14 protein-coding genes are annotated in these 16,509 nt (G+C 46.7%); 12 read left to right on the top strand and 2 right to left on the bottom strand.

Features of this window, described 5'->3' with window-relative positions:
• Nucleotides 1–243: 243 nt before the first annotated feature.
• Nucleotides 244–3,342: an isoleucine--tRNA ligase gene (gene ileS, locus PPA03S_RS23425; protein WP_062326387.1), complete on the top strand. Its 3,099-nt coding sequence runs from the start codon at nt 244–246 to the stop codon at nt 3,340–3,342.
• A gap of 273 nt (nt 3,343–3,615) precedes the next feature.
• Entirely contained in the window at nt 3,616–3,927 is a 312-nt protein-coding gene (locus tag PPA03S_RS23420; protein WP_411835283.1) for a DUF5665 domain-containing protein, read from the top strand.
• A gap of 13 nt (nt 3,928–3,940) precedes the next feature.
• On the opposite strand, the gene PPA03S_RS23415 is transcribed toward PPA03S_RS23420, so the two are convergent.
• Nucleotides 3,941–4,678, bottom strand: a complete 738-nt coding sequence (locus PPA03S_RS23415; RefSeq protein ID WP_062326386.1) for a TraR/DksA C4-type zinc finger protein — start codon at nt 4,676–4,678, stop codon at nt 3,941–3,943.
• A gap of 219 nt (nt 4,679–4,897) precedes the next feature.
• Here PPA03S_RS23415 and lspA point away from each other — a divergent pair, with 219 nt between their 5' ends.
• From lspA to PPA03S_RS23375, 8 genes are all read left to right on the top strand, one after another.
• Nucleotides 4,898–5,392, top strand: coding sequence for a signal peptidase II (gene lspA, locus PPA03S_RS23410; RefSeq protein ID WP_053784185.1), 495 nt, complete (start codon nt 4,898–4,900; stop codon nt 5,390–5,392).
• Nucleotides 5,385–6,371 carry an RluA family pseudouridine synthase gene (locus PPA03S_RS23405; RefSeq protein ID WP_411835251.1) on the top strand — a complete coding sequence of 329 codons (987 nt, stop codon included), beginning with the start codon at nt 5,385–5,387 and terminating at the stop codon, nt 6,369–6,371. Before lspA ends, PPA03S_RS23405 begins: the two co-directional genes overlap by 8 nt.
• A gap of 109 nt (nt 6,372–6,480) precedes the next feature.
• Complete coding sequence (locus PPA03S_RS23400; RefSeq protein ID WP_062326384.1) at nt 6,481–7,734, top strand: LL-diaminopimelate aminotransferase; 1,254 nt, start codon at nt 6,481–6,483, stop codon at nt 7,732–7,734.
• 177 nt (nt 7,735–7,911) lie between these two features.
• Nucleotides 7,912–8,826, top strand: a complete 915-nt coding sequence (locus PPA03S_RS23395) for a decaprenyl-phosphate phosphoribosyltransferase (RefSeq protein ID WP_411835252.1) — start codon at nt 7,912–7,914, stop codon at nt 8,824–8,826.
• 33 nt (nt 8,827–8,859) lie between these two features.
• Complete coding sequence (locus tag PPA03S_RS23390) at nt 8,860–9,492, top strand: HAD family hydrolase (RefSeq protein WP_068964204.1); 633 nt, start codon at nt 8,860–8,862, stop codon at nt 9,490–9,492.
• A gap of 26 nt (nt 9,493–9,518) precedes the next feature.
• Nucleotides 9,519–9,809, top strand: coding sequence for an EamA family transporter (locus tag PPA03S_RS23385; RefSeq protein ID WP_157284340.1), 291 nt, complete (start codon nt 9,519–9,521; stop codon nt 9,807–9,809).
• Nucleotides 9,796–10,116, top strand: a complete 321-nt coding sequence (locus PPA03S_RS23380) for an EamA family transporter (RefSeq protein ID WP_245683710.1) — start codon at nt 9,796–9,798, stop codon at nt 10,114–10,116. The genes PPA03S_RS23385 and PPA03S_RS23380 overlap by 14 nt, the downstream gene beginning before the upstream one ends.
• A gap of 60 nt (nt 10,117–10,176) precedes the next feature.
• Nucleotides 10,177–11,442: a DUF6080 domain-containing protein gene (locus tag PPA03S_RS23375; protein ID WP_245683709.1), complete on the top strand. Its 1,266-nt coding sequence runs from the start codon at nt 10,177–10,179 to the stop codon at nt 11,440–11,442.
• Between the two features lie 153 nt (nt 11,443–11,595).
• On the opposite strand, the gene PPA03S_RS23370 is transcribed toward PPA03S_RS23375, so the two are convergent.
• Complete coding sequence (locus PPA03S_RS23370) at nt 11,596–14,271, bottom strand: YhgE/Pip domain-containing protein (RefSeq protein ID WP_062326381.1); 2,676 nt, start codon at nt 14,269–14,271, stop codon at nt 11,596–11,598.
• A 709-nt stretch (nt 14,272–14,980) separates the two neighbouring features.
• Here PPA03S_RS23370 and pyrR point away from each other — a divergent pair.
• Nucleotides 14,981–15,544, top strand: a complete 564-nt coding sequence (gene pyrR, locus PPA03S_RS23365) for a bifunctional pyr operon transcriptional regulator/uracil phosphoribosyltransferase PyrR (protein ID WP_062326380.1) — start codon at nt 14,981–14,983, stop codon at nt 15,542–15,544.
• Nucleotides 15,541–16,455, top strand: coding sequence for an aspartate carbamoyltransferase catalytic subunit (locus tag PPA03S_RS23360; protein ID WP_062326379.1), 915 nt, complete (start codon nt 15,541–15,543; stop codon nt 16,453–16,455). Before pyrR ends, PPA03S_RS23360 begins: the two co-directional genes overlap by 4 nt.
• Nucleotides 16,456–16,509 lie beyond the last annotated feature (54 nt).

Below are 16,509 nucleotides of genomic sequence, written 5' to 3'. Positions count from 1 at the left end.
AGCTTCCTTCTCGCGGTAAAGGCCCTGCGGCGTTCCCGAAGGGAACAGTCGCAAAAGGGCTGACTCCAACACATACACACACCCACACCCAACGCGCCGCAGTTCCCGCCAAAGACAATCCATTCCGGGTGTCCAGAGGGCGGAGCGCCTATGGGGTCCCCCTTGGCAAGGGGGATTTAGGGGGATTGAAACGCTTTTTGTGGACGGTCCACAATCCATACTTGAAAGGAAGAGATGATCACCATGCAACGAGTTGACGTCAAAGAGAAAGCACGTGCCAGAGAACTACGCGTGTTAAACAAATGGAAAACCGAGAATACATTCAAAAGATCCATCGAAAACCGGGAAGGCAAGCCGAACTTCGTATTTTACGAGGGACCGCCTACAGCTAATGGTAAACCGCATATCGGTCACGTACTGGGACGGGTAATCAAGGATTTCGTGGGTCGGTATAACACAATGAAGGGGTACCGCGTCGTTCGTAAAGCGGGCTGGGATACACATGGTCTGCCTGTAGAACTGGGTGTTCAGAAAAAGCTGGGCATCTCCCACAAGTGGGAAATTGAAGATTACGGTGTGGAGAAATTTATTAATGAATGTAAGGCGAGCGTGTTCGAATACGAACAGCAATGGCGCGATCTGACCGAAGGTATCGGCTACTGGACCGACATGGATAATCCCTATATCACACTCGACAACAATTACATCGAAAGCGTATGGAATATTCTGGCGACGATTCATGAAAAAGGCCTGCTGTATCGGGGTCACCGTGTGAGCCCTTACTGTCCGTCTTGTCAGACTACACTTAGCTCCCATGAGGTAGCGCAAGGGTACAAGGACGTTAAAGACCTCAGCGCCACTGCCAAATTCAAGCTGGATGACAGCGGGGAATTCGTGCTTGCCTGGACAACGACGCCTTGGACATTGCCTTCACACGTTGCGCTTGCCGTGAATCCGGATATGGACTACTCTCGTGTTCGTCAGGACAACGAAGTGTATATCATGGCGACCAATCTGGTGGAGAAAGTCATGAAGGATGCCAAAGGTGAATATGAAATCATTGGTGCCCTGAAAGGTTCTGACCTGGTTGGCAAAACGTATGATCCTCCATTCAACTACGTACAGGCTGAGAAAGCAAACATCATCCTCGGCGCAGGTTTTGTAACCGATGCAAGTGGTACAGGGATTGTACACATGGCACCTGCACATGGTGAAGATGACTATCGTGTTTGCCGTGAGAATGGCATCAGTTTTGTGAACATGGTAGATCTGGAAGGCAAGTTTGTCCCACAGGTGACTGATTTTGCCGGACGTTTTGTGAAAGATTGCGATATTGATATCGTAAGATACCTTTCGGAAAAAGGACGCCTGTTCAGCAAAGAAAAATACGAGCACAGCTACCCGTTCTGCTGGCGTTGTGATACACCGCTTCTGTACTATGCAATGGACAGCTGGTTTATCCAAACTACTGCCATCAAGGATCAGCTGATCTCCAACAACAAGGAAGTGGACTGGTACCCTGGCCACGTTCGTGACGGGCGCTTCGGAAAGTTCCTTGAAGACCTCGTGGATTGGAACATCAGCCGTGACCGTTATTGGGGAACGCCGCTGAACATCTGGGTGTGTGAAGAGACAGGTGAACAATTCGCTCCTCATAGCATCGCTGAGCTTCGTGCCCGTGCGATTGGCGACGTGCCAGAGGATCTGGAGCTGCACAAACCATATGTAGATGATGTCAAAGTGATGAGCTCTTGCGGCAACTATGAAATGAAACGTACACCGGAAGTGATCGATGTCTGGTTCGACAGCGGCTCCATGCCGTTTGCCCAGCAGCACTATCCATTTGAAAATAAAGAAATATTTGAACAGCAATATCCGGCAGACATGATCTGTGAAGGAATTGACCAAACACGAGGCTGGTTCTACAGCTTGCTGGCTGTATCTACACTGTTGACAGGCAAAGCGCCGTATAAAGCAGTGATGGCAACAGGCCACGTTCTTGATGAGAATGGCCAGAAGATGTCCAAATCCAAAGGTAACGTTATCGATCCATGGGAAGTCATTGAAGAATACGGTACAGATGCATTCCGTTGGGCATTGTTGTCTGACAGCGCCCCATGGAACAGCAAACGTTTCTCCAAAGGCATTGTAGCGGAAGCGAAATCCAAGATGGTGGATACACTGGTCAACACTCATGCATTTATGACGCTGTATGCTACCATTGACGGATTTGACCCACAGGAGCATCCGTTTAAGCTCTCCGCCCACAAGCTGGATCGCTGGATTCTGTCGAGACTGAACAGTCTGATCCTCGTAGTGGAAAAAGCGCTGGCGGTTAATGACTATCTGAACTCTTCCAAAGCCATTGAAGCGTTTGTGGATGAGCTAAGTAACTGGTACATCCGTCGTTCACGTGACCGTTTCTGGGGAAGTGGACTGACAAAAGACAAACTGGACGCTTATCGTACGCTTACCGAAGTGTTGGTGACTACAGCCAAGCTGGTGGCTCCGTTCACACCGATGCTCGCAGAAGACATCTATCTGAACCTGACTACCGGCGAGAGTGTGCACATGGATGATTATCCGGCAGCCAACGAATCCTTAATTGATCTGGATCTGGAGCAGGATATGGAGACAGCACGCCGAGTTGTTGAACTTGCCCGTAACGTGCGTAATGAAACAGGAATCAAGACACGGCAGCCGTTGTCCGAGTTGATCGTTTCCCTGGATAAAGGCTTCGATTTGGCGAGTTATGAAGAGATCATCAAGGATGAGATCAATGTCAAAGGGATCCGTACGGAGCATAATGATGCGGAATTCGTTGATTTTACATTGAAGCTGAACTTGAAAATAGCGGGTAAAAAATACGGTAAAAACGTAGGCTTCCTGCAAAACTTCTTCAAGGGAATGTCTGCGGATGAGACACGTAAAGTGGTGACAGAAGGCGTCCTGAACGTCGTTTCTCCAGAAGGCGAAGAGCTGCAAGTGGCGGAGGAAGAACTGCTGGTGGAGAAACAAGCCAAATCCGGTTTTGCCTCGGCATCCGGCTACGGTCTGACGGTAGCTCTCAACACCGAAATTACAACAGAACTGGAACAGGAAGGCTGGGTCCGTGAAGTTATTCGAGCCGTACAAGACACGCGGAAAAAGCTCGATCTCCCGATTGAGAAAAGAGTACGTTTAACCTTGGATGTGGACCCGTCTCTCCAAGAAGCGATTCAATCCTTTGATGATGTGCTGCGTGATAATGTTCTCGTAACCGAAGTAACCTTCGGTACGAACGAATCAATGGAGCGCATTGAAGCTGGAGGTAAAACTTTCGGTGTATACATCGAGGGTTAATAGAGTATTTACACGTAAGGCGATTCCTTGGGAATGAGCAGTTGTCCCCAGACTTTAACGGGGACAGAGTAACTCCATTTCAAATAGGACAGTATATAGAGACAGACATGCCAACGAGCCTCAGATGCAGGAGATGAATCCTGTATCTTGGCTCGTTTGGTTTTTCTGCAAATGGGCAATGATTTCTATTGTGCAGACATTCTATATACATCAAAGGAACTGAGTAAATTTATGAAGGAACAAGATACCCAAACGCCATCCAGTTCAGAATCCATGCATTCCAATCATGCGGAAGACAAGATTGAAGAACTTCACAAGCTCACGAACCGGCTCGCCAATGAACTCGAACGTTCACGAATCGCACAGTATACGGAATTGTTGAACCGGCCGTGGAAGTTGATCGGACTTAATCTGTTATCCGGTACAGCAAGGGGCGTGGGGATTGCCATCGGTTTTACTTTTTTCGCAGCAACGATCATTTATGTGTTACAAGTGCTTGGGGCCCTTAATCTGCCCATTGTGGGTGACTACATCGCAGATATTGTGCGGATTGTGCAACGACAACTGGAGTTGAATACATATTAGGCGCCCCGGGCGCTTAATACGAATCGTCTGATTCCATATCCGGTTCTAACAGACCATCACCTTCACGGTTCTCCAGGTACTTTCGATATTGCCGATTGCGTACGATGGATACATCATGACCATAAATGTCGGTTGCGACAAAGCTCTCATACGCTTCAACGCATCCTTCCACTTCGTCTGTGGCTTCAATGGCCATGACGTCATAACTGTCGATGTCCCGTCCCTCAGCCATAGCTGGCGTGTTGGAGGTACCCCAGCTTTCAACGATCTGCCACGCATCTTCACCGTCGAAGCCGTTTTGGTCATCACGTTCATCGAGGCTTGTGCGGCCAAAGGCAGGAGCGAGGAATTCTTCCTCGACAGGGCGATTCTCGGAGACCACGGTTTCCGGTTGATGCTTTTTGCAGTATTTAGTGTAAGGGACAGCTTCCATTCGCTCATAGGGGATAGGTTGTTGACATACGGCACAAGTCCCATAGTGGCCTTCTTCAATCGAATGCAGAGCAGAATCGATGCGTTCCAGTTGAAACTCATCATGCTCCAGCAGTGAAATATCCTTTTCGCGTTCATACACCTCGGTAGCTACATCACCTGGATGGTTGTCAATCGGTGATAATTCACCTGTCTGGAGCTTCATGGAGTCACCAAGACCATAATGTTCGTTTTGCTCCAGTCTATGTTCAATATCACGCTTTTCGGTTATCAGTTGAGACCGTAACGAGTGCAGTTGCTTGGAAGTAAAATGTGACATCGTTTTCCCCTTTCTGTTCCGTGTGAACTCCGGATTTTGACTCTATTGTAGGATGTACCATTACGTGCACAATTACAGAAGGGAAATGTTATCGTTTTTCCCATCGGGCAGCGAGTAACCGCGTCGTGGACGATTTCCAAACAGCTGTGCTACAATGAACAAGTCTGGCGTTAGGCCTGGTATCGTTTGGAAAAGACAAGAACGGAGTGACAAACAAACGTGGTGTATTATATCCTCGCTTTTATCGTATTTTTAGTGGATCAGGGAACAAAGTTCCTCATAGCAACCCGGATGGAACTTAGAGATGAAATTCCGGTGATTGGCAATTTCTTTGTCATCACATCACATCGTAACTCAGGTGCAGCTTTTGGTATTTTGCAGGATCAACGCTGGTTCTTTATTGTGGTTACGCTGGTTGTCGTGGTAGCTTTGGTGTGGTATTTGCAAAAGGTAAAAGATACTCCGCACAAATTGCTGCCTGTAGCGCTTAGCTTGGTGCTTGGCGGAGCGATTGGTAACTTCCTGGACCGCGCTTTGACCGGAGAAGTTGTTGATTTTATTCAGCTTAATTTTGGAAGCTACACGTTTCCCATTTTCAACATAGCCGACTCGGCCATCTGTATTGGAGTGGTACTGATCATTGTGGAAACGTTGCTTGAAGGACGGCGCGAAAAAGCAGCCGCAAAGATCGAAGGGAATGAACATCATGAGTAAAACGCAAAATGAAGAACAGACTAATGGAGACATGTCATCACATGACGATGAACTCCTGCTGAATGACCATGACCGTATGGAATGGACGGTTGACGCTGAACATAAGAAGGAACGAATTGACAAATATATTACAGAATCCATGGATAACGTATCGCGGTCCCAAGTTCAATTGTGGATTGGAGACGGATTCGTAACGGTGAACGGGGCCAAAGTCAAAGCCAACGCCAAATTATCCGAAGGTGATCTGATAGAGCTCCGCATTCCTGAGCCGGCAACGGTGGAGATCATTGCTGAAGATATTCCGCTTGAAGTGGTATATGAAGATAGCGACTTGATCGTTATTAACAAACAGCGTGGTCTTGTTGTTCATCCTGCACCGGGGCATACGTCCGGTACACTCGTTAATGCACTGATGTATCATTGCAAGGATCTCTCGGGCATTAACGGCGAGTTGCGTCCCGGCATTGTGCATCGGATTGATAAGGACACATCAGGTCTGATCATGGCCGCCAAAAATGACCGCGCCCATGCCTCGCTGGCTGCCCAACTCAAAGAGCATAGTGTGAACAGACGATACATTGCACTCGTTCATGGCCATCTTAGTCATGATCAGGGTACCATTGATGCACCCATTGGACGAGACACCAATGATCGCAAAATGTACACCGTTACCGAACGTAACAGTAAGCATGCCGTCACGCATTTTACCGTCACGGAGCGTATTAATGACTACACGCTGTTGGAATTGAAACTGGAGACAGGGCGTACTCACCAGATTCGTGTTCACATGAAGTTCATTGGTCATCCGCTTGTTGGAGATCCGACGTATGGACGCAACAAAGGGATCAAAATGCAGGGACAGGCTCTGCATGCCGCGATTCTTGGTTTTGTTCATCCGACCACCGGAGAATATCTTGAATTCACAGCTCCGCTTCCGCAGGATATGGAAGATGTACTGGCCTCATTGCGCAGCCGTTGACAGCTCGTGAAAGTACAAATGTTCCGATCATTTGTCCATGGTTTTGATCGCGCAAATGCTTCATATTTAAGTGTAGAAATTTGCGTCAAATGAGGAGATGAACAAAATCATGAGTATTGATAAATATCAGGAAACGTACATTCAAACTAATTTTGCCGACCGTATTGGCGGCTCCAACTATGGTAAAGACACGAACATCTATAAATTCGAGAAAATCAAACGTGCCAAAGCTTCGGCCAAAAAAGATTTTCCCAATGTAGAATTGATCGACCTCGGCGTAGGTGAGCCGGACGAGATGGCAGATGCAGGTATCGTAGCTGCATTGGCGGAACAAGCTTCCAAACCTGAAAACCGTGGTTATGCCGATAACGGTATTCCTGAATTCAAGGAAGCGGCAGCGGCTTACCTGAAAAATGTATTTAATGTGGAAGGTATCGATCCAGTGACGGAAATCGTGCATTCGATTGGTTCCAAACCGGCTTTGGCGATGATGCCTTCTTGCTTCATCAACCCAGGTGATGTAACGATCATGACGGTGCCAGGTTATCCAGTTATGGGGACACACACCAAATACCTGGGTGGCGAAGTATTCAACATTCAATTAACCAAGGAAAACAACTTCTTGCCTGATCTGTCTGCCATTCCGGAAGACATTGCAAAACGTGCGAAGCTACTCTACCTGAACTATCCGAACAACCCAACGGGTGCGAGCGCAACGGTTGAGTTCTTTACGGAAGTGGTCGAATGGGCGAAAAAATACAGCGTTGTGGTCGTCCATGATGCTCCATACGCAGCACTGACATATGACGGCAAAAAACCGTTTAGCTTCCTTTCCGTACCTGGTGCGAAGGATGTGGGTGTGGAACTGCATTCCCTGTCCAAGTCTTACAACATGACTGGCTGGAGAATTGGTTTTGTAGCAGGTAATCCCCTTGTCGTAAAAGCATTCAGCGACGTGAAAGACAATAATGACTCCGGTCAGTTCATCGCGATCCAGAAGGCTGCTGCCTATGGTTTGAACCACCCGGAAATCACGGAAAAAATTGCAGAGAAATATTCCCGTCGTCACGATATGCTGGTAGCGGCATTAAATGAGCTGGGCTTCCAGGCTGAGAAACCTAAAGGTTCTTTCTTCCTGTACGTTGAAGCTCCAAAAGGGGTAGTTGGTGGACGCAGATTTGAATCCGGAGAAGATTTCTCCCAATTCCTGATCCGTGAGAAACTGATCTCATCGGTACCTTGGGATGATGCAGGTAATTTTGTTCGTTTCTCCGTTACCTTTGAAGCTAAAGGGGAAGACGAAGAGAAACGCGTTATCGCTGAAATCAAACGCCGCCTGAGCGACGTGCAATTCGAATTTTAATTGAATTCACATCATCATAATGAGTAATGAAAAGAGACCGGTTTACGGTCTCTTTTTTTATACCTTAAATATAAAATTATTCCTATAATCCCTTTACAAAATTATACAAGCAACATATGATTAGATCTTTACGTTATTTAAATAGACAGAAGTTGCTTTTGAAGGGAGTTATGGAAATTGTTATCATCACGTACCAATACGGTGTCATCCCCTGCTGCAGGAACAAGTAATACTATCACAGGTTTATTCAAACTATTGAGGCCAAAACAGTGGACCAAAAATGTGCTGTTATTTGCTGCGCTGCTTTTTTCATTTGAGGAAATTCGGACGGAGACCATTCTATCGACATTGCTAGGTTTTATTTTATTTAGTCTGGTTGCGGGTTGTGTTTATATTTTGAATGATTATGTAGATCGAGACAGAGATCGGCAGCATCCGGTGAAGAAGTTCCGTCCAATTGCCTCGGGCCAGGTCCATGCAACTCATGCTTTGCTGTTCGGAATTGTCCTACTGATCTTTGCCGTAGGTACAGCCTTCGTGATGAATCCGTTATTCGGAGTGTTATGTATGGTTTATTTCCTATTGAATGTATCCTATTCATTTGTACTGAAACATCTCGTTATTTTGGATATGATGACCATTGCGGCTGGTTTTGTGCTTCGTGCGATTGCGGGCGGTGTGCTGATCCATGTACCATTTACGCCATGGTTTCTCATTTGTACGATGCTGCTTTCCCTGTTCCTGGCTATTGGCAAACGGAGGAATGAACTTACTCTGCTTGAGGGTAACACAGGTTCACACCGTAAAGTATTGGAAAACTATTCGATAACGTTATTGGATCAGTTCAATACGATCGTCACGACGGCGACCATTATCAGTTATTCACTCTTTACCTTCACATCCGACCGCACCATTCATCTGATGTGGACCATTCCTTTAGTCATATATGGCATGTTCCGTTATCTGTATCTGATTCATATGAAGAACCAGGGCGGTTCGCCTGATCGAGTTCTGTTTGAGGACAAGCCCATCTTAATTACGGTCATTTTGTATGTCATAAGTGTTATTTCGATTTTTGCTATTTTTGAATAAAGTCCAGAGTTTGAAAGGCAGAGGGGGATCAGGGTGAAAAGCACGAAAGTCGCCATCTTTGATATTGATAAAACGATTATACGCAAAGATTCCATGTTTCAGTTTGTGCACTATGGTGTTCGGCGTTACCCATGGCAGGCATGGAGATTGCCTGTAATTGCTTTTCATACGGCGCTGTTCAAGGCAGGTCTGATGACTGTTGAACGTGTCAAACGTTCCTATTTCAAGAGCATTGAGCGCATGTCCGAAAAAGATCTGGAGCATTTTTTTGATACGCGATTGCGTACTGCCATTTTTGCCGAGGCAAGTGTTGAGATGCAGCACCGTAAGGAAGCGGGCTACCATGTGTTACTCGTAACCGCATCCCCGCATGCCTATATGAAATATTTTAATAGCTTTCCCTGGGTGGATCACGTCATTGGCACCGATTTGGTTCGTCATTCGAATGGCTATACCTGTAGGATCGAAGGCAGCAATTGCAAAGGTGATGAAAAGGTTCGCCGAATTCAGGCCTATCTGGATGAGAAAAAGATGGTGATTGATTATGAACAGTCCTGCGCCTACTCCGACTCCTTATCCGATCTTCCAGTCATGCAGCTAGTAAGTCAGCGGTACTTTATTAACAAGCGAGTGCCTGAGATGGAGGCATTAACGTGGGGGAAATAAAAGGGCGTCACACAGGCAAACTGTTGATGCTGGTCTCCGCTTTTCTTACAGCCACAGGCCAATTGTTCTGGAAGTGGGGACTGAACGAGTGGATCTATCTGGGCATCGGCTTTCTGTGCTATGGACTGGGTGCCATTTTGATGATCAAGGCGTTTGCCTTGGAAAAGCTGTCAGTGGCCTACCCTTTGATGTGTGCCAGCTATGTGTTTGCACTGATCTATGGATACTTTTTGCTAGGGGAAGAAATTACGGTGCAGAAGTTGGCCGCTGTTGTGCTGCTTGGAATCGGGGTGACGTTGACCAGTGTTGATCGATAGCTGGATGATTGCTGTACTAATTGCAATGACCCTGTGTGGAGCGATGGGGGGAGCGGGATTGAAAGCCTACGCCACCAGCCGCAAAAAGCTCCATGTTCTAATGGGGCTTGGATTCTACGGTACAGGTGCGCTGCTGAACATTGTCTTGTTGAAATTTCTTCCCTTAACGGTTGTACTGCCTGCCAATGCATTAACGTATGTGTGGACACTCATCATTGCGAGCTTTGTCTTTAAAGAAACAGTGGGTCCTTTGCGCTGGATGGGTGTCGCTTGTATTATGGGCGGGTTGTGTTTATTGGTTTTCTAGAATTTTGAAACTGGATGTGAACGCATGAAATTTTTGGACTACATATTTTATAATTGCAAAATGAATTGGACAGCATGCTGCCTTTTTGCAGGGTTTGCACTTTTCTATGGACTGATGAACGCTTCCTACGTGACGTACGTGGCAGAGCATGCTGAGCTTCTTGGGTCATATACGCCATTTAGTACGACTCAGTTTCCACTTAATTTATTTAACTTTGATCCTTCCATGTATTATGGAGATAACAGTTCTTCAGTTATTCATCCGCTAATTTCGTTCCTGGCGGTTACACTTGGAGCAGGTGCTCAACTGCTGGGTGGGAATTGGTTCTTTCTAATCCTGCAGTCCCTTGTGAATGCGGGCTCGGTTGTGCTGGTATTTCTGTTTTTGAATCAAAAAGATAAACCAATCATTATACCCTTACTTTTCGCTTTAATGTTCGGTTTCAGTTCGTATCTAATGTTTACTGCGTTGATTCCGGATTCTTATTCGTATGTACAGTTTATTATCCTGCTCTCAGTGCTATACATGCAATACACCCGTGAGCGGAAAGATGTCCGTTATATCCCGAATGCGCTCTTGGCATCGATCAACTTCGGACTGACGTCGACCAACATTGTACCGTTTGCCGCCGCCATGTTTCTCAACTTGCGCACGTGGCGTAACAAGTCTGGGTGGAAAAAGTATATCGGGATTATGGCACTGGCCGTTGCTTTCATTGTGATATTGACAGGGATTCAGTACATCGCGTTTGGCGGCCGCAGTTGGGTTAGCAATTGGCTGCTTGGTATTCAAAATGGGGGAACAAGCTATGCCACTCCATTTCAATTTGCAGTTCATTGGAAAGCTCTGAACCTGCTGACGATTAATCCGATATTATCTCCCAAAGTGCATTTGCTTGATCCGGGCATGGTGGCGTTTGTAACGGATCTGTCCCGTTCCAATCCGATCTATGTTCAGCTTACGGGTATTTTTATCCTGTTGCTGGCACTCACCGGGTTTATCAAGGGCATCCGTGAACGGGAAGTCTGGACTGTTATGCCATACATTCTGTTTGCATTTGTACTTCATATCATTGTTGGTTTTGGGCTGGCGGTATTTCAATATGATATGTACCTGTATGCAGGACACTATCTCTTTGCTTTTTTCCTCCTCGGTGGGGGCTTCGTGATCAGTCTTCGTCAGGGATTGGGCAAAAAAGTGCTAATAGGCTTAATCACGCTATGTGTTCTCGTTACCGCTGGAAACAACATATATCGTCATGTAGAAACATTAACTACGATCAAGCAATCCTATGATCAGTTAGAACAGGAACGTACAGTGAAATAATCAGGAATTCCAATTATCCTCTACCATAAGACAAGGCCATGGGATCTACAGTCCAATGGCCTTGTTTTGTTTAAGTTGATTTATTGAAATGCGCAGGGTGGTTTATAAATAAAAATCCTCTGCATTATTGATGCAGAGGATCGCTTCAACGGTTTAAGCAATAATTTTGGTCTTCTTGGCATTCTCGGCGGAACGTTTAGTGAGCCTGCTTAGTGGACGTTTCAAAGCGAGTGCAACGATGAGACTCAGTGCGATGAACATGCACAGCCACAGAATATCCTTGATGGCCGTAGACCACAAGATGCCGCCGACCGACTCACGCAGCAGACTGATCGCATATGTGAAAGGCATGAACGGATTCAAAGCCTGGAAAAAGGGCGATGTCATGCTAATCGGAAAGGTACCACCCGAGCTGGAGAATTGGAACACCATGAAGATGATCGCGATCCCTTTTCCGATATTCCCAAAAACGGACAGCAAGGTGTACGTTATGGTGACAAATACGGCACTTACCAGCATGGCAAACAGGACGAACCACAGTTTATCTGCGACATAGGTTCCGAGGATTAAGATATCTCCCAGGGTTACACATACCGCTTGCAGCAATCCAATGGTAAGAAAAGTAGCAAGACGTCCGAGATACAGCTCGTATCCCCGGAACCTACCCTCTGGATTCTCAGCTTCGGCTCGAAGCAGGGAGATCAGCAGCGTTGAACCGACCCACAAGGACAGCACGCCATAAAATGGTGACATGGCCGATCCGTAATTCGGAATCGGGTAAAGCTGCTGTTCCTTGATTTGCACAGGGCTCGCAAGGAAAGCACTCTCTTCTTCGATGTCGCCACGCAAAAGCTTCGCAAGTTCGGCGAACTGGTTGTTGCCTTCGACCTCTCTGAGTTTGTCCGCAGCTTTACTGATGGCACTTTCCAATGCAGGCAGATCATCACGTACAAGCGTAGCCACATGATGAACTCCTTTTTCGACCTCCGGCAACTGGTTCTGTACAAAATCGGATGCCTTGCTTATCTGTTTCTCGGCATTAGGCAGATCGTTTCGAACAAAATCAGCCGCTTCGTTCAACTTGGTACCCAGCTTGGGCAGATCGTTTCGAATAAATGAGGACACTGTGTTCAAAGCTTGGATAAAGCCTTCACTTTTGTTCGCGAGTGTCTCCGATATCTCGTGGATCTTAGATTGGATTTGAGGCAGTTCGCTCTGAATTTTTGTCAATTCAGTCTGCCCAAACACAATCCCTTTTTTGGCTGATGCAAGAATGTCCGCAATATCCGGAATTCGATCCCTTGCTCCCTGTAGTGTATCTGCTGAAGTGGAGAGAATAGACCTGAGCTTATCCGCACCAGCTGCAAGTGCAGGCGATATTTCGCTTTCGTAGGTGTTCAGAATATTGCTAATACCGTTGCTAATGTCCTTGGAGAGAGCATTTAACTGAGCGATGATGTCTGCGGGCGGGGTTGTATTGCGACGCAGAGCATCACTGATGATCCCGGCCAGGCGGATTTGCAACTGAAGTTTATCTGAAATGGTGTTCAGCTGCGTAATTTTATCGGTAAGTGGATGGCTTGGAAGCAAGTTGTCGATTTTGCCCAGTAGTTCTGCCATACTGTCGACGAGTTTTACTGCAATCCCCAAGCGGGCAGCGATCCGGTCCAGATCTTCTGGTGTTGGCAGTTTACTCAGATCTGTACTTTGCAATTGTCCAAATACGTCTGCCGCAGCGTTTGCGATTTGCTGCACCAGCAGCAGGTTTTGCCGGATCGCGGGGCCTATAGCCTGAAACGCTTCTTCACTGGAATCCACAAACTGATTCAATCCTTCGGCGAGCTCAATCCCGTTGCCAGCGATTTGGGATACTTTGTCCAGATCTTGCTCTGCGGCCGTTACGATCGACAGAGCCTTGTCGGTTTTATCCAGGGCCGTTTGGATGACACTTGATACCTGACCAAAGTTTGCATCCACTTCCTGAATACGTTCTACGGCTTTTTGAATATCGGGAATCCGCCCCTGAATAGCCAACACCTCGGAAGCCGCATCATTAATTTGTGGCCAATACTCCTGCACCTTGAGCACATACTGTGCGGCTTCATTGATTTCGGGCAGTTTTTTTTCGATTTCGACGATCTTTTGAGCATCTTTTACAATACCGGGCATGGCTTTTTCCACTTCCAGTACCTTTTGACCTGCGGCTTGTATTGCCGGAAGATTTTTCTCCAGCGTGAAAATGCCATTTTCCATCTTGCGCAAAGTTGGAAGCTGGGCATTGATTTCAACCCCGGCTTCTTTCAACTTGGTTAGAACAGCCTCACTGACAGCTTCAGTGAAATTTTCATTGATTTGTGTTGTTATTGCAGATACACCGGAGCCTGTAATTTTTGGAGCTATGGCATTCACCTTCTCATTAACGGTATAGATTACTTCTGGACGTTCCAGCTTCCCGTCAACGATACCTGTAATTTTGGATGAAAAATCCCCGGGAATGAGTAGGCTTGCATAATATTCACCTGTTTGCACACCCCGATCAGCTTCAGCCTGATTGACAAAAGTCCATCCCAGCTTTTTATTTTGCTTCAGGCTGGATACCAATTCGTCTCCGATATTCACATTCGTCCCTGCAACAGTCGCACCCTTGTCTTGGGTTGTCACCGCAATTTTGATCCCCTGGGTGTTACTGTATGGGTCCCATACGGATTTCACATTAACCCAGTCATATACACCGGGTAGTAAAATAATAGCCACAATTAGAAAAATACCTGTGGGAACCTTCAAAATATGCAACCAGTCTGTTTTGTAAATGTGCCAAATGTGACGCATGATTTCCTCCTAAATGTAAATAAATAGTGATCTTATCTTATTTCTATGTCGAATATTTGTAAATCCTTATGTATATCGGCTTTATTGCAGCATCTATGAATTGTTTCATGTTTATAAACTTTACCCATTTCACTAGTTACTAATGCAAGGCTTTGATGTATTCCGTGTCTCTGGATGTTGAATTATAAATTAGAAGTTGTCCTGCCTTAACGTTGAATATAGTCAGAGGGTTATTTTGGTTGTAAGATAATCCGCAATTACCTATGGATAAATATGCAGAATTATTGTATAATTATGAATAACCAATGAGATGTAATGTGTTTGGATGATTTTCAGCCTAACTGCTGATTCTAAGAAGAATACAGTAGAAGGATTTCGCCTGTGATGTTGGGGTGTTGACAGGGGGTTGTCTTTCTGTCATAATTCATGAAGACAAACGGACATATTGAGTACAGAACCCTGTGAGGTCCTGCAATATGAACGACATGAATAGCACCTTTAAATCAGTCCCGTGAGACTGGCAAGGTAACGTGAACGATACATCGTTTTTTTTGCTGCGGCAATGAAGCGATGCATCCCGAGAGTAAACTTTCTTCAGAGCGGTCTGAAGGTCGGAGACTCCTTGCCAATAAACACGGCAAGGAGTCTTTTTTGTTCTCCTCGTCACGGGGCCATGATCTTAAAGGGAAATCCTGAGGAGGCTGAACGCATGAGCACAGAGACACATGTCATTATGGATGAAACCGCGATCCGCCGCGCATTAACACGGATTGCCCATGAGATTTTGGAAAAAAACAAAGGTATTGAGGGCTGTGTACTGATCGGTATTCGAACACGAGGTGTATACCTCGCAGAACGGATCGCAGCCAAAATTGAAGAAATCGAAGGTACACCGATCCCTTGGGGAGAGCTTGATGTGACCCCTTATCGCGATGACCGCTTGGATGAGAATAAAGCGAATCGCAAGGAACTGTTGACGATAACACCTGAATCCCTTTCGATTCATGACAAAAAAGTGATTTTGTTCGATGATGTGCTCTATACCGGACGGACGATTCGCGCAGCGATGGATGCCCTGATGGACTGTGGAAGACCACAGAACATTCAGCTGGCGGTCCTCGCAGATCGTGGACACCGGGAACTTCCGATTCGACCTGATTTTATCGGCAAGAATGTGCCGACTTCCAAATCAGAGGAGATCGAGGTTGCACTCATGGAAACGGACGGACAGGACGAAGTCAAAATCATTCAGAACCGGGGGGAACAGGCATGATGATTACACAATCCGCATTGAAGGACCGGAGCTTGCTTGGCCTTAAGGAACTTAGTCGCGATGAGATCGAATCCATTCTGAACAGAGCAGCACACTGGGAAGCGCAGAAGGAGAAACTGGTTCCAGTACTGGAATCCCACTTTGTAGCCAACATGTTCTTCGAGAACAGCACGCGCACTCGCTTCTCATTCGAGATGGCAGAGAAACGTCTTGGTGCACAAGTACTGAACTTCACGGCGGCTGCTTCAAGCGTGGAGAAAGGTGAATCCATCTATGATACGGTACGCACACTGGAGTCCATGGGCATTGACGCAGGGGTGATCCGGTTGAAACCTTCGGGTGTTCTGCAACAACTGGCTCAGAAAGTGAATGTTCCACTGGTGAACGCAGGGGACGGGAATAACGAGCATCCTACACAGGCGCTGCTCGATCTCTACACGATGCGGGAGGCATTCGGTGAGCTGAAAGGCTTGCGTGTGTCGATCATTGGAGACATCCTGCACAGCCGTGTAGCCCGCTCCAATCTGTGGGCATTGCAAAAGTTTGGTGCAGATGTACGCTTCTGCGCACCGCAAACGATGCAGGCACCGGAGCTGGCAGAACACGCGCCTTATGTAGGTCTGGAAGAAGCACTCGATGCGGATGTAGTCATGATGCTCCGAGTTCAACTGGAACGTCATAAACACGGCCTGATTACTTCAGCTGAGGATTATCGCGAACACTACGGATTGACAGAAGAACGGGCGTCACGCCTGAAACCAAGCACAATTATCATGCACCCTGCTCCTGTGAATCGCAATGTCGAGGTAGATGACGCGGTAGTGGAGAGTGCAGCATCGCGGATCTTCCCGCAGATGGCAAACGGTGTTCCTATCCGCATGGCGGTTATGGAACGTGCGATGAAACTGTAACAGGGTCTGGCTCAGGGTCATAGGCTGACGAGACGGAAGTTCTTATAGAGCAAT

This window comes from Paenibacillus pabuli NBRC 13638 (assembly GCF_001514495.1).
In the GTDB taxonomy this organism is placed as follows: Bacteria; Bacillota; Bacilli; order Paenibacillales; family Paenibacillaceae; genus Paenibacillus; species Paenibacillus pabuli.
This window is presented reverse-complemented; position numbering and strand designations above follow the sequence as displayed.

Bases quoted from the DNA above. Each gene is read 5' to 3' on its own strand.
- ileS (WP_062326387.1), top strand. From the start codon at position 244: ATGCAACGAGTTGACGTCAAAGAGAAAGCACGTGCCAGAGAACTACGC.
- PPA03S_RS23420 (WP_411835283.1), top strand. From the start codon at position 3,616: ATGCATTCCAATCATGCGGAAGACAAGATTGAAGAACTTCACAAGCTC.
- PPA03S_RS23415 (WP_062326386.1), bottom strand. From the start codon at position 4,678: ATGTCACATTTTACTTCCAAGCAACTGCACTCGTTACGGTCTCAACTG.
- PPA03S_RS23405 (WP_411835251.1), top strand. From the start codon at position 5,385: ATGAGTAAAACGCAAAATGAAGAACAGACTAATGGAGACATGTCATCA.
- PPA03S_RS23400 (WP_062326384.1), top strand. From the start codon at position 6,481: ATGAGTATTGATAAATATCAGGAAACGTACATTCAAACTAATTTTGCC.
- PPA03S_RS23385 (WP_157284340.1), top strand. From the start codon at position 9,519: ATGCTGGTCTCCGCTTTTCTTACAGCCACAGGCCAATTGTTCTGGAAG.
- PPA03S_RS23375 (WP_245683709.1), top strand. From the start codon at position 10,177: ATGAATTGGACAGCATGCTGCCTTTTTGCAGGGTTTGCACTTTTCTAT.
- PPA03S_RS23370 (WP_062326381.1), bottom strand. From the start codon at position 14,271: ATGCGTCACATTTGGCACATTTACAAAACAGACTGGTTGCATATTTTG.
- pyrR (WP_062326380.1), top strand. From the start codon at position 14,981: ATGAGCACAGAGACACATGTCATTATGGATGAAACCGCGATCCGCCGC.
- PPA03S_RS23360 (WP_062326379.1), top strand. From the start codon at position 15,541: ATGATGATTACACAATCCGCATTGAAGGACCGGAGCTTGCTTGGCCTT.